The 12,981-nt window shown below is 36.7% G+C and carries 14 protein-coding genes, 1 pseudogene and 1 riboswitch; of the genes and pseudogenes, 10 read left to right on the plus strand and 5 right to left on the minus strand.

What is annotated here, in order from left to right; genetic code table 11:
- The first annotated feature begins 93 nt into the window (after positions 1 to 93).
- Together yidD and lgt are read left to right on the plus strand one after the other, a co-directional pair.
- Positions 94 to 345 (plus strand): membrane protein insertion efficiency factor YidD, encoded by a 252-nt coding sequence (yidD, locus tag KBP46_RS06850; RefSeq protein WP_034695943.1) that lies wholly within the window; start codon positions 94 to 96, stop codon positions 343 to 345.
- Positions 346 to 855: 510 nt separating this feature from the next.
- Positions 856 to 1,643: pseudogene (lgt, locus tag KBP46_RS23585) on the plus strand (prolipoprotein diacylglyceryl transferase).
- A gap of 72 nt (positions 1,644 to 1,715) precedes the next feature.
- Here lgt and KBP46_RS06860 read toward each other — a convergent pair.
- On the minus strand, positions 1,716 to 3,233 hold the full coding sequence (locus KBP46_RS06860; protein WP_216444983.1) for an NAD(P)H-hydrate dehydratase: 1,518 nt from the start codon (positions 3,231 to 3,233) through the stop codon (positions 1,716 to 1,718).
- A gap of 244 nt (positions 3,234 to 3,477) precedes the next feature.
- On the opposite strand from KBP46_RS06860, the gene mscL reads away from it, so the two are divergent.
- Positions 3,478 to 3,855 carry a large conductance mechanosensitive channel protein MscL gene (gene mscL / locus KBP46_RS06865; protein WP_034695945.1) on the plus strand — a complete coding sequence of 126 codons (378 nt, stop codon included), beginning with the start codon at positions 3,478 to 3,480 and terminating at the stop codon, positions 3,853 to 3,855.
- Positions 3,856 to 3,929: 74 nt separating this feature from the next.
- On the opposite strand, the gene KBP46_RS06870 is transcribed toward mscL, so the two are convergent.
- Together KBP46_RS06870 and KBP46_RS06875 are read right to left on the minus strand one after the other, a co-directional pair.
- The gene (locus KBP46_RS06870; protein WP_062670879.1) at positions 3,930 to 4,889 is read right to left on the minus strand and encodes a D-2-hydroxyacid dehydrogenase; all 960 of its coding nucleotides are present in this window, start codon (positions 4,887 to 4,889) and stop codon (positions 3,930 to 3,932) included.
- 85 nt (positions 4,890 to 4,974) lie between these two features.
- Positions 4,975 to 5,385, minus strand: a complete 411-nt coding sequence (locus KBP46_RS06875; RefSeq protein WP_002980498.1) for a phosphoheptose isomerase — start codon at positions 5,383 to 5,385, stop codon at positions 4,975 to 4,977.
- Positions 5,386 to 5,703: 318 nt separating this feature from the next.
- On the opposite strand from KBP46_RS06875, the gene idi reads away from it, so the two are divergent.
- The 3 genes from idi to gcvT are packed head-to-tail and all read left to right on the plus strand — an operon-like array spanning position 5,704 to position 7,771.
- On the plus strand, positions 5,704 to 6,213 hold the full coding sequence (gene idi / locus KBP46_RS06880; protein ID WP_216444984.1) for an isopentenyl-diphosphate Delta-isomerase: 510 nt from the start codon (positions 5,704 to 5,706) through the stop codon (positions 6,211 to 6,213).
- Entirely contained in the window at positions 6,213 to 6,686 is a 474-nt protein-coding gene (locus KBP46_RS06885) for a hypothetical protein (RefSeq protein WP_062670883.1), read from the plus strand. Before idi ends, KBP46_RS06885 begins: the two co-directional genes overlap by 1 nt.
- A gap of 8 nt (positions 6,687 to 6,694) precedes the next feature.
- Positions 6,695 to 7,771 (plus strand): glycine cleavage system aminomethyltransferase GcvT, encoded by a 1,077-nt coding sequence (gene gcvT / locus KBP46_RS06890; RefSeq protein ID WP_216444985.1) that lies wholly within the window; start codon positions 6,695 to 6,697, stop codon positions 7,769 to 7,771.
- A 68-nt stretch (positions 7,772 to 7,839) separates the two neighbouring features.
- Here gcvT and KBP46_RS06895 read toward each other — a convergent pair whose 3' ends face one another.
- Both KBP46_RS06895 and KBP46_RS06900 read right to left on the minus strand, forming a co-directional pair.
- Positions 7,840 to 8,289 carry a hypothetical protein gene (locus tag KBP46_RS06895; RefSeq protein ID WP_216444986.1) on the minus strand — a complete coding sequence of 150 codons (450 nt, stop codon included), beginning with the start codon at positions 8,287 to 8,289 and terminating at the stop codon, positions 7,840 to 7,842.
- 5 nt (positions 8,290 to 8,294) lie between these two features.
- On the minus strand, positions 8,295 to 8,648 hold the full coding sequence (locus tag KBP46_RS06900) for an arsenate reductase family protein (protein WP_062670889.1): 354 nt from the start codon (positions 8,646 to 8,648) through the stop codon (positions 8,295 to 8,297).
- A 121-nt stretch (positions 8,649 to 8,769) separates the two neighbouring features.
- Between KBP46_RS06900 and KBP46_RS06905 the strand changes: the two genes are divergently transcribed.
- The 4 genes from KBP46_RS06905 (at position 8,770) to KBP46_RS06920 (ending at position 12,920) form a co-directional block, all read left to right on the plus strand.
- On the plus strand, positions 8,770 to 9,237 hold the full coding sequence (locus KBP46_RS06905) for an acyl-CoA thioesterase (protein ID WP_002980508.1): 468 nt from the start codon (positions 8,770 to 8,772) through the stop codon (positions 9,235 to 9,237).
- A gap of 84 nt (positions 9,238 to 9,321) precedes the next feature.
- Positions 9,322 to 10,161, plus strand: a complete 840-nt coding sequence (locus KBP46_RS06910; RefSeq protein WP_216444987.1) for a GLPGLI family protein — start codon at positions 9,322 to 9,324, stop codon at positions 10,159 to 10,161.
- A 165-nt stretch (positions 10,162 to 10,326) separates the two neighbouring features.
- Positions 10,327 to 10,394: riboswitch (Fluoride riboswitch) on the plus strand.
- 31 nt (positions 10,395 to 10,425) lie between these two features.
- Positions 10,426 to 11,733: a voltage-gated chloride channel family protein gene (locus KBP46_RS06915; protein ID WP_216444988.1), complete on the plus strand. Its 1,308-nt coding sequence runs from the start codon at positions 10,426 to 10,428 to the stop codon at positions 11,731 to 11,733.
- A gap of 311 nt (positions 11,734 to 12,044) precedes the next feature.
- On the plus strand, positions 12,045 to 12,920 hold the full coding sequence (locus KBP46_RS06920) for a LysR family transcriptional regulator (RefSeq protein ID WP_120230540.1): 876 nt from the start codon (positions 12,045 to 12,047) through the stop codon (positions 12,918 to 12,920).
- Positions 12,921 to 12,981 lie beyond the last annotated feature (61 nt).

Raw genomic sequence — 12,981 nt, forward strand, 5'->3', positions numbered from 1 at the left:
CTTTTTTAAGATCAATGTCCCGGATTTCCGAGCTCCGAAACTTATAACAAAATTAAACTAATTTTCATTTTTTTACCCTATTTTTGCATTGTTTTGAAACTTACATTCAATAAAATCATTACATTTCCGCTGGTAATTTTGATCAAATTTTACCAATGGTTCATCTCGCCCTTACTTCCCAAAAATTGCCGTTACGAACCTACCTGTTCTCACTATATGATTGAGTCACTACAGGTGCATGGGGTTTTTAAAGGTTTCTGGCTGGGATTTAAAAGAATTTTAAGATGCCACCCCTGGGGAGGAAGCGGTTACGATCCCGTTCCACCCAAACATAAATGTCAATAATCAAACTATTAAATCAATAGAAAAATGAATACACTCTTTTTCAGAATTTATCTTGTGCTGTTTGCGTTCACCACGCAGCTTCTTTTTGCACAGGAATACCCTGGAGGTTTATCTGACGGAACTTTAGATATCAATGGAAGCAATGTTCCTGTAAAAATCTACTCTACTACGGAGATGGGAGACCTTACGGCTTTTCCGGACAGAGAATCAGACAAGAACCAGTCTTTTGTTGTCATCCTTAATGAATCTAATTTTGAACCTTCTTATTACAATTATGTTGCTTCAACTTTAGCAAAGTACAAGGATTCAAAGTACCAGTTTTTCGATAAAAACTTTAAACTGATTGATACTGGTGTCACCAAAGAAAACATCACCACTTTCAAGTATGCAGTAAAATCTGTAAAACCCATCACTGATTCTGATAAAGTAGAACTTAAAACATCATTTAAAATCTGGGATCCTTCAAAAGGTATTCACATCGGATCATTTACGCTTCACTTTTATAGTTTGATGTTTGTATTTGCATTTGGTTTCGGGTATGTTTTAATGACGAGAATCTTTAAGATTGATAATGTGAACCAAAAATACCTTGAACCTCTGTTCACATGGACATTGATCGGGACAATTCTGGGAGCAAGATTAGGACATGTTATCTTTTATCAGCCGGAATTATTTAAAGAAGATTTCTGGAGTGTATTCCTGCCTATAAGCACAAAAAACGGTTTTAAATTTACTGGATTTTCAGGGCTGGCAAGCCATGGTGCTACCATTGCCTTGATTTTCACTACGCTTTATTATTCATTTAAAATCATTAAAAAAAATCCATTCTGGGTATATGACAGATTGGGTATTGTGGTTGCTTTAGGAGGAGCATTTGTAAGAATGGGGAACTTTTTCAACTCTGAAATCGTTGGAAAACCAGCTGACCCGAATTCTCCGTTTGCTTTGCTTTTCCCACAACAAAGCAGTGAGTATGGTCTTACTGTACCCCGTTATCCGAGCCAGTTATTTGAAGCCGTAGGATATGTTCTGTTGTTCATTCTATTATGGATATTGTACAGAAAAACAGATAAAAATACCAGCAGGGATGGTTATTCGGTCTGTTTTTCATCATTCTTTGGGCGATCAGATTCTTTGTTGAGTTCCTTAAGGAGCCACAGGGAGATGAATTCATCCAGATCGGTGGTCTGAATACAGGTCAGGTTCTTTCGATTCCTTTTATGATTGCAGGGGTTGTCATCATGATCGTTTCCAAGAAATTTAAGATTACTGAAGCAGAAAACGAGAAACCGGAATAAACCATTTAAACTAAAAAATAAAAAAGGCAAATTTGTAGAAATACAGATTTGCCTTTTTTATTAGCTGTTTACTTATAGATTTCTCTCCGCTTTCCTGTTCAGTTCTTCAAAAACAGACCCCAATGCATCAATGACATCAGTAGGCAGCATCGATTCTTTTGAATGTTTTTCTGAAGCAATATCGGCAGCTCTGCCATGTAACCATACACCAAGAATACAAGTCTCTTCTTCAGAATATTTCTGGGCCAGAAGCGAAGTCAGGATTCCGGTAAGAATATCTCCGCTTCCTCCTTTCGCCAACCCTGCATTTCCCGTTATATTATAGAATACTTTTCCCTCCGGAGTAACAACCTGGGTATGGTGGTCTTTAAGAACAATATAAAGACCAAGATCTTTTGCCTTTTTCCTTGCCATTTCAAGTCTTTTGAAAGAATTATCTGTACTTCCGAAAAGTCTTTCAAACTCTTTCGGGTGAGGCGTAATGATTGATTTTTCAGGAATTAATTTCAAATTTTTCTTATCTTTTGAAATGATGTTCAATGCATCTGCATCCAGAATCAATGGCTTTGAATAGTCTTTCAGAAAATTCAGAAAGTCTTTTTCGGTTCCTGAATGAGTTCCCAAACCAGGGCCTGCACCACAGGTAACATCTTTGTCCATCTCAAAATTTGTGATAAACTGCTCCCCTCCTTTTATAAACATTGCTTCAGGACATGAGGTCTGCAGAATATCATATCCACATTCCGGAGCAAGGGTAAAAGTAAGCCCTGCACCGGTTTTTAGAGCTGATTTTGTAGCCAGTACTGCCGCTCCTATTTTTCCATAGCTCCCTCCTATGATGGCTGCTTTACCATAGCTGCCTTTATGAGAAAATTCCTGTCTCGGAACGAATATCGAACTAATCAGCTGATCATCAATTACAGAGTAATCGGAATCGGTTGTGTCTGCATATATTTTATTTAAATCAATATCCAGTACTATTATTTTTCCAGAATATTTTCCGGTTTCAGGATGAAGGAAGGTCTTTTTCCAGCATTGGAAAGTAAGGGTATAATCAGCTTTCAGAATAACAGGATCATGGTCAAACATTTCATCAGCAGACAATCCGGAAGGAACATCAATGGATATCTTAATATTCTTTTTAGTATTCAATTGCTCAACAAGCATTTTATATTCTCCTTCCAGCGGCCTGGATAATCCTGTTCCGAAAAGAGCATCGATAATGATTGTTTTATCATCAAAATTATATTGTTCTTTAGGATCAAATTTCCTGACTGAAATTCCGGATAAATCACGAAGTCTTTTCAGGTTAACAGAAGCATCTTCTGAAAATTTCTTTTTGGAATCGCTTACAAATACATCTACATCAAAACCTTTCAGATAAAGTATTCTTGCGACAGCCAGGCCGTCACCTCCGTTATTTCCGTTACCACAAAATACAGCCAGTTTCTTATGATTTTTACAATGTTCCGAAATCCAATGTGCAACAGCCATTGAAGCTCTTTCCATCAGTTGAATGGAGGAAACCGGCTCTTGAGAAATCGTGAACTGATCCCAGCTGCGTATCTGTTCTGCTGTAAAAACTTTCATAGGCAAATCAAACTTTTAAGCAAATTACAAAAGATTTTTCATTATGATGCCACGTCAATAACAAAAATAAAGAGACCTCACTAATGAGATAATATATCTTAAAAAAGCTGAAATATTCATTAAATCAAATTCTATAAATTTCTCATAAAATTCAATATTTTGGGAATAAAAAACCATAAAAAGTAGTGTTTTTTACATTTTTAAATTATATTTTTGTGTATATACTAATTAAAAAATATAAATTATGGGATTTGTTAAAGAATTTAAAGAGTTTGCCTTTAAGGGCAATGTTCTCGATCTGGCTGTCGGTGTGATCATTGGGGCAGCATTTGGTAAAATTGTTTCGTCTTTGGTAGAAGATGTTATCACGCCTCTGATCTTAAACCCGGCATTGAAAGCAGCCGGTGCAGAAAATATTGCAAAACTTACATGGAATGGTGTTGCTTATGGAAACTTCCTTTCAGCAGTAATCAGTTTCCTTTGTATTGCGATGGTTCTTTTCTGGATCATCAAACTGGCTAATAAAGTGAACAAAAAAGAGGCTCCAGCTCCTGCCGGACCTACAGAAGATCAAAAATTACTTACTGAGATCAGAGATTTGTTGAAAAGCAAAAATATCTAATTTGTAAACTACATTTTAATATAAAAAGCACCTCGGTCTAACCAAGGTGCTTTATTTATAATATCATTTCCAAATTACTGAATCTGTAAGATGCTTGAAATCTGCTCTGCCAGGGAAAGACCGATTCTATCCTGCGCTTCAAGCGTAGAAGCTCCCGTATGAGGGGTAAGGGAGATTTTAGAATGAGTAAGGATTTCTTTAGAAGGTGTTGGCTCATTAATGAAAACATCTAATCCGGCAAATCTTACTTTACCTGAGTCCAAAGCTTGAATTAAAGCTGCTTCATCAATAACTCCTCCTCTTGAGCAGTTGACAACAGCCACTCCGTCTTTCATTATTTCAAACTCATTCTTTCCGATCATATAACCGTCCTTCTGTGCAGGAACGTGCAGAGTAATGAAGTCTGAATGTTTTAAAACATCCTGTAACGGCTCTGTTTCAATATCAACATTGATGAACTGGTTGTTGTAAAATTTCACTTTGATACTTGCTCTTCCGACGTTATTATCAGCTGCAATCACTCTCATCCCAAGTCCTAAAGCAATTCTTGCCACTTCCTGGCCGATTCTTCCCATTCCCACAATACCGATGGTTTTTCCTCTCAGTTCTATACCTGCAGCGTATGCTTTTTTAAGACCTGCAAATTCAGTATCTCCTACAACTGGCATTTTTCTGTTAGAATCCTGAAGAAATCTCGCCCCGGAAAACAAATGGGCGAAAACAAGCTCAGCCACAGATTCCGATGATGCTGAAGGAGTGTTGATCACATGAATTCCTTTTTCTCTTGCATAATCTACGTCAATATTATCCATACCAACACCCCCTCTTCCAATAATGTCGATAGACGGACATCCATCAATAATATCTTTTCTTACCTGTGTGGCACTTCTCACCAATAAGGTGCGGATTTTGTGCTCATTAATATAATCTACTAAAAATTCCTGGGGAACTTTTGTAGTAATCACCTCAAAGCCTTTTTCTGTCAATGCATCTATTCCAGATTGATCCAGGCCGTCGTTTGCTAAAACTTTCATAAAATATCAAGTATATTAAAAATGAAAGATTTAAAAATTAAAGGTACTGGTTCACATTTAATCTTTAAATCTTTGAATTATATTTTTATTCGCCGTCTTCTTTGAATACCTCAATGGTCACTTGTTTTTCTACCAAATCCGTAAATCTTCCTTTGTATCTTGTAGCTCTTACCAGGTGGTTGTCTATCCAGTGATAATTTCCTCCTCTTGGTTTTCCGCAAAGCACGCTGTGGTATTTGAAGCCATGCTTATCCAGCCAGTCGATCGTAATTTGTTTCAGATTTTCGGTTCTTGAAGTAAAAAAGCAGATCTGATGTCCTTCGTCATACCATCTGTTGATCGTTTCCAGAGCATCAGGGTAGGGTTCGCAGGTAACCATTCTTTCCGGTTCTTCATTGGGAACGTCATCGGTAATGGTTCCGTCGATATCTATTAAGTAATTTTTTATTCCATCCTTTAGAATAGGACTAATGTGTTCAATGTATTCTAATTCCATTACTAAATATTAAAAAACAAAGTTAGCGTTTTTACAACTATCAGGCATATTAATCTTAGTTTATGTTAATATTTTACTACAGAAACTATTATTTAAAGAATAATATCAATATTTTATTCATTATTTACCCTGAAATAGTTAATAATTTTCGTTTTGCATTTCTTTTTTTAAATAAGAAAGTGGAGGTTTTAAAGAAAATCAATCTGTGAATGGATGTATTATCTGTAAACTTTCATCATTTTATTAGTCTTATTACAAAAAGCATGATGTTTATCTAAAAATTTCCAAAATACATTTATTACTCTTACATTTGTAGGAATGGAAGAATTTGTCGTTTTAGTAAATCCTGAAGATGAGGTTTTAGGGCTGATGGAGAAACAGCAGGCTCACATCAATGGCTTGTTACACCGTGCTTTTTCTGTATTTCTTTTCAATAATAAAGGAGAAATGCTATTGCAGAAAAGAGCGTCAGGAAAATACCATTCTCCCAATCAATGGACCAATGCGGTATGCTCACACCCCCGAGAAGGAGAAACTTATCTGGAAGGAGCAGTACGCAGACTGAAGGAAGAATTGGGAATTGAAGCTGATCTTTCCGAAAAATTCCATTTTATTTACAAAGCAGATGTAGGCGGTGGTCTTTGGGAGCACGAGCTGGATCATGTGTTTGTGGGAAATCATGAAGCTGATTTCAATTTGAATAAAGATGAAGTGGAAGAAGTAAGATTCATTTCTATGGAAGATCTTGATAAGGAAATTTCCGAACATCCTGAAAACTTTACAGAATGGTTCAAAATCATCCTCGAAGAATACAAACACCATTTTTAATGATGAAAAAAATATTGCTTTTTTCTGCTTTTTTGACAGGAAGCCTGTTTTTTGCCCAAAAGGCAGGTGTATTTGACACTCCGAATTACTCTATCAATGTTCCTGAAGGCTGGAAATCCACAAACGACAGTGAGATCATCAATATTTTCCCTACCAGCCAGATAGGTGCTATTACCATCTCGGAATATCATGATCTTCCCCTTCCGAAAGAAGAAGTGAAAAAATTTATCCTTGCCCTTTATCAATCACATGACGAAGAGAAAAAAGTAAAAGAAAAAAAGAGCCAGAAAGGGTATACGGAATATTTCTATGAGCATTTCGATGAAAAAGAGAAGCTGTTCTGGGTAACCAAGGCTTTTCAAAAAGATAAAAACTTATATTTGGTTTCCATCAACTGTGGCCAGAAGTTCTGGAACGGAAACTATATGACCCTATTCAATGAGACTTTTAACAGTTTTAAAATAAAGAAATAAAATTAAATATGAAGAAAACAGCCTTGTACGACAAACATGTTTCTTTGGGAGCTAAGATCGTACCTTTCGCAGGTTTTGAAATGCCTGTTCAATATTCAGGGGTTACAGAAGAGCACTTTGCCGTAAGAGAAAAAGCAGGATTATTTGATGTTTCCCACATGGGACAGTTTTTCATCGAAGGGCCGGGTTCAAAAGACCTTTTGCAGTATGTAACTACCAACAATGTAGATGCACTTGAAAACGGAAAAGCTCAATATTCTTGCCTTCCGAACGAAAACGGCGGAATTGTAGATGACCTTATCGTTTACAAGATGGAAGATGACAAATATTTTGTAGTAGTAAACGCATCCAACATCGACAAAGACTGGAATCATATTTCAAAATACAATACTTTCGGAGCTAAAATGACCAATGCTTCTGATGAAATGTCATTACTGGCAGTTCAGGGGCCTAAAGCTACTGAAATTCTTCAAAAGCTTACGGACGTAAATCTTTCAGAAATTCCTTACTATCATTTTACAGTAGGAACTGTTGCCGGAGAAAATGATGTGATTATTTCAAACACAGGATACACAGGAAGCGGTGGTTTTGAGATTTATTTCAATAACGGAAGTGCTGAAAAACTTTGGGATGCCGTAATGGAAGCAGGTAAAGAAGAAGGAATCATTCCTTGCGGATTGGCTGCCAGAGATACTTTAAGATTAGAAAAAGGATTCTGCCTGTACGGAAATGATATAGATGATACAACGTCTCCGATTGAAGCCGGTTTAGGATGGATCACTAAGTTTGACAAAGACTTCGTTTCTAGAGATGTTTTCGCAAAACAAAAAGAAGAAGGGGTTACAAGAAAACTAGTAGGTTTCGAATTGACAGACAAAGGAGTTCCAAGACATGATTATCCTGTAGTGGATGCTGAAGGAAATGTAATCGGGAAAGTAACTTCCGGAACACAGTCTCCAATGAAAAAAGTAGGTTTAGGTCTTGCTTATGTAGACAAACCTCACTTCAAATTAGGTTCTGAAATCTTCATTCAGGTAAGAAACAAGAACATTCCTGCAAAAGTGGTAAAAGCTCCTTTTGTATAATCTGTTCAAAAGATATAAGAAATAATAAATCAGCCCCGCAATTTTTGCAGGGCTGATTTTATAAAATTTTAGTCTGAAATATATTTGACCAAGGAAGCTCCATTTTCAAGATTCAAATTGAGCCTTTCAATGAAAAAGCGGACATCTTTTATAAAGTTATCTTTCAGATATTCTTCTTCTATATCGTGCCCCCAGCTGATTCTTTTATAAAATTCAGGATTTTCTGCTAATGCATGTTCCAGTTCAATCAGTTTCACACGTAAAGGTTCTATACTTGTAAAACCTTCGTATTCTTCAGTATAATCCCAGAAATCCAACAAAGTAAGATCAACATTTAAAACTCTTTCGACTTGCCTTAACAGTCGATCTTCATCACCTGCATCCACATCTCCATCTCCTGTCATTATTAAGTTTAAGCCGTTTCTATGATCAAAATGGTAACGGTCTCTAAGCTCCAAATACTTTTCAAATGGTTCTTTCACATCAAAAATGAGATAGATCTCTAATCCAAATCCCATATACGCTATATCACACCAAAGAACTTCTGCAATTCTTCAACGTTCTTCTTATCATTTCCTACGAAAATCTCCTTGTCTGTCACAAAAACAGGTCTTTTAAGGAAAGTATAATGATCCAGCAGTAACTCTTTAAAATCTTTCTCTGTCAAAGACTTTACATCCAGCCCTCTCAATTTAATCTGAGTGGATTTTTTACTGAATAATGCTTCGTATGATTTTGTTTTCTTATGCATTTCCGCCAATTCCTCTTTTGTGATGGGCTCTTTTTTAATTTCGCGAAGTTCCCAGCCTGTAAGGTCAAATTGGGCTAAAATTTTTCTACATGTATCACAAGTGTTGAGATAAAATACTTTCTTCATTACGGGCTCTAAATCTGTTATGGGTTAAAATTCTCTTTCATTGAAAGTTTCGTCTTTCAAAAGTAGGATTTAATCTAAAACTTTGGAAATTATTAAATAACTTTATTCAAATTTTATAAAGATGCAGAACAAGCCTATTACTTTTCAGTTTATTTCGGAGCCTTCAGATGTTAATTACGGAGGAAATGTACATGGAGGAAGTGTTATGAAATGGATTGACCAGGCCGGTTATGCATGCGCGACAACCTGGAGTGGTAATTATTCTGTCACTGTTTATGTGGGCGGAATCCGTTTTTATGATCCTATTAAAATCGGGGAAGTAGTAAAAGTAGACGCTCAGGTGATCTATACCGGAACTTCAAGCATGCATATTGCCATCAATGTTTTTTCAAGAAATTTAAAACAGCCCAACTTTGAGAAGAAAACACATTGTATTATTGTATTTGTAGCTGTGGATGAAAATGGAAAAAAACTCCCTGTTCCAAAATGGACACCGGAAACAGAGGAAGAAAAACAGCTTGAAATGTATGCCAAACGCCTGATGGAGCTGAGAACGCAGATTGAAGATGAAATGAAACCTTTTTTGTAAGAGCGGGTTTCGGGATGCGAGATTGCAGGATTTGAGGTTTAAGGTTTTGGGAAACCAGTAACAAAAAACAACCAATCACATGATATGAAAAGTTTTTTTACTTTAACAGCATTGCTCGTAACAGCTTTGGTGCAGTCTCAGACACACCGGTTTATTTATGAACTTCAGTATAAAATGGATTCTACCGAGGCTGGATATGAAAAAGTGAATATGATCCTCGATATCACTCCGAAGGAAGTAAAATTCTATGGGAAAGATCTCGCCATCAGAGACTCACTGAATAAAAAATTCGGAACGAACTTCAGCTATACTGATATGACCGGACAGATAGTTAAAAGAAAGATCAATTCTTTTGATAATGAAAATTTCATCAATATTAAAAACGGATATTATAAATTTAAAACTATAGATAAGATCAATTGGACGATTGCTGATGAGATAAAAAAGGTAGAAAACTATACTTTACAAAAAGCAACTACAAAATTTGGAGGGAGAAGCTGGACGGCCTGGTTCTGTAAAGATATTCCATTTAATGAAGGGCCATTTAAACTGCGTGGATTGCCCGGTTTAATCTTTGAGCTATCAGATGCTAAGAAAAATTTCCTTTATACTCTCGTGAAAAGCAGAGAACTTCCGGAAGTTTCCCCTACTTCAGATTTCCTGGAATCCAGCTTTGGTAATAAAGCAATTCCTATTAACGAAAAGCAAAAACATAAGCTGCTCATGGAGTTTTATAATGATCCTTTTGCTTTTGAAAGAAATAATATCAGCAAATCCAATAATGACCTTAGAATTAATATCAACGGAAAGGAAATTCATAATGTTGATGAACTGAATACGCAAACCAAAAGCATGCAGGAGGTTATCAGAAAATATAATAATCCGATTGAAATCAATAAGGCGATGCATTATCCGGTATATTAAAGCTATGGTTATTTTAAGTTTAGGCTAAAGCCAATGGGATTTAAAATTTATTTGGCTGGGCTAAAGCCCACCCTTATTGAATTTTAACAACAAGATCTTTTATCTTTTATCTTTTATCTTTTATCTTTTATCTTTTATCTTTTTACCATAATTCATATATTTGCATCATCAAAAGGAAATGGTGTTCTTCCTTACCCAACCGCTTTACAAAAGCTGATGACGCCTGATTAAAAGATTATTAACAAATAACTAATCAGGATTACTATGTCAAAAAGTCAAAGAACACCAGGTAAAAAAGCAATTTTTCATACTCGTTTTTTCTTCAGAAAATTTCCGGCAGTTCCTTATATTTTAAAATGGCTGTGTATCAGTATCATCATTGGTATATTGGTAGGAACAGCTTCTGCAGGATTTCTTCAGTCTTTAGAATGGGCAACAAACTTCAGAGAAAATCATCTCTGGCTGATTGCTTTACTTCCTGCTGCAGGATTTCTGATAGGGCTTCTTTATTATTATTTCGGAAAAGATGTGGAGGCTGGAAATAACCTGTTGATTGATACCATCCATGAACCCAAGGGAATTATTCCTTTTAAAATGGCTCCTTTTGTCTATCTGGGAACAATTGTAACTCATTTTTTCGGAGGTTCTGCCGGCCGTGAAGGAACAGCTCTTCAGATGGCGGGTGCCATCGCGGATCAGCTCACCAGGCCTTTTAAACTTGACAGAAATGAAAGAAAAATATTAATTATTGCTGCTATTGCTGCCGGATTTGGCTCCGTTTTCGGAACACCACTGGCAGGAGCCGTTTTTGGTCTTGAAGTTTTTCTGATCGGAAGGATTCGTTACAATGCAATCTTTCCGGCATTTGCTTCCGCAATTCTGGCAGACTGGGCTACCAATCTATGGAATGTAAAACATACCCATTACCATATTGATTTTATTCCGAAACTTGAATTTTTACCAATTCTATACAGCATTCTGGCAGGAATAGCTTTTGGAATCTGCGCGGCCGCTTTCAGTAAAATCATCCACTGGATGGGCTCTGTCTTTAAATCAAATATCAAATACCCTCCGCTTCGTCCTGTAGTGGGAGGAATTATTATAGCACTTGCCGTTTTTGCGATGGGAACAACCCGTTATATCGGACTGGGCGTTCCTATAATTATGGAATCTTTTGAAAAGCAACTTCCACTGTATGATTTTGCTTTAAAAATGATTTTTACCATTGTTACCCTTTCAGCCGGATTCAAAGGTGGAGAAGTGACACCCTTGTTCTTCATTGGTGCTACCTTAGGCAGTGCTTTATCACTTTTCATCCCATTACCGTTCGGATTATTGGCAGGAATGGGATTTGTAGCCGTATTTGCCGGAGCTACCAATACTCCTTTGGCATGTATGCTGATGGGAATTGAATTATTCGGAGCAGAATGCGGTGTATATGTAGCTATTGCGTGTGTCGTTTCTTATCTTCTTTCCGGTCATAACAGTATTTATACAAAACAAAAGATTGGAGAGGCAAAAAACAGAAGATTTGAAAGTCAACAGGACAAGTCTGTTTCGGATTTTTTATAAGGGATTTCGAGATGCAGGGTGCGGGATGTGGGATGCGAAGTGCGAGGAGCGGGGTCACAATTATTTGTTTATTTTGTTGCTGGATGCGGTATGCTGGTTTTTATTAGTTCTCAGTTCTTCATTTATAACATCTTAAACCTGAAATCCCGAAACTCGCACCACGAATCCCGCACCACGAAACCCGAATCCCGAATCCCCGATCTCTCAAATACTAAGACTCCGAAACTCGCAACACGCATCTCATTACCCTCAAACCCTCCCACTCTCAAACTCCCTTCATCATTTCCAACTATAATTCGTAATTTTACCCCATGTTCGATTACAGATTAAAAGTTTTCCATACGGTGGCTACCCGATTAAGCTTCACCAAGGCTTCAGAGGAGCTACACATCTCGCAACCTGCTGTCACTAAACACATTAAAGAAATTGAAACTCAGATAGGCGCTAAGCTATTTGACCGTAAAGGAACTTCTATCCAGCTGACCCAAAGCGGAAAAATTCTGTTTGAACATGCAGAAAAGATCAGAAACATCTATCGTGATATGGAGTTTGAGATCAGCCAGATCAGCCAGCAGCATAAAGGAAAACTGATTATCGGGGCGAGTACAACCGTTGCACAGTATATTTTACCAGAGATTTTAGCCAAATTCAATTCTTATTATAAAGATATTAAGATTGAGCTTCTTACCGGAAATACGGAAACCATCTCAACACTTTTAAAAGAAGAGAAAATTGACCTGGGTATCATTGAAGGGGAATCACAGTCTTCTTATTTTGAATATAAAACGTTTAAGCCCGATGAGATTGTACTGGCCGCAAAGTCAGATCACCCTCTTGCCCATAAAACATTAAGCTTAAAAGATCTTTATCAGCTGGATTTTATCTTCAGGGAACAAGGTTCCGGAACACTTGAATTCATCCAAAACAGGCTTAAAGAAAAGGAAATCAATATCCATGAATTGAATACTGTTATGCAATTGGGAAGCAGTGAAAGTATCAAAAATTATCTTCTTCATTCGGAATGTATGGCGTTTCTTTCTATCAGTACTATCTTAAATGAACTGAAAAACAATGTACTTACGGTCATTGACATTAAAAATTTCAGTATTGAAAGAGATTTTCATTTTATCCTGCCTAAAGGCGAACAATCTGAACTGATCAAACTTTTTTTGAGGTTTGCAGAATAACAGGCAATAAGCAATAAGCAATAAGCAATAAGCAATAAGCAATAAGCAATAAGCAATAAGC

The sequence above is a fragment of the Chryseobacterium sp. PCH239 genome, from assembly GCF_018924625.1.
GTDB classification, from domain to species: Bacteria; Bacteroidota; Bacteroidia; order Flavobacteriales; family Weeksellaceae; genus Chryseobacterium; species Chryseobacterium cucumeris.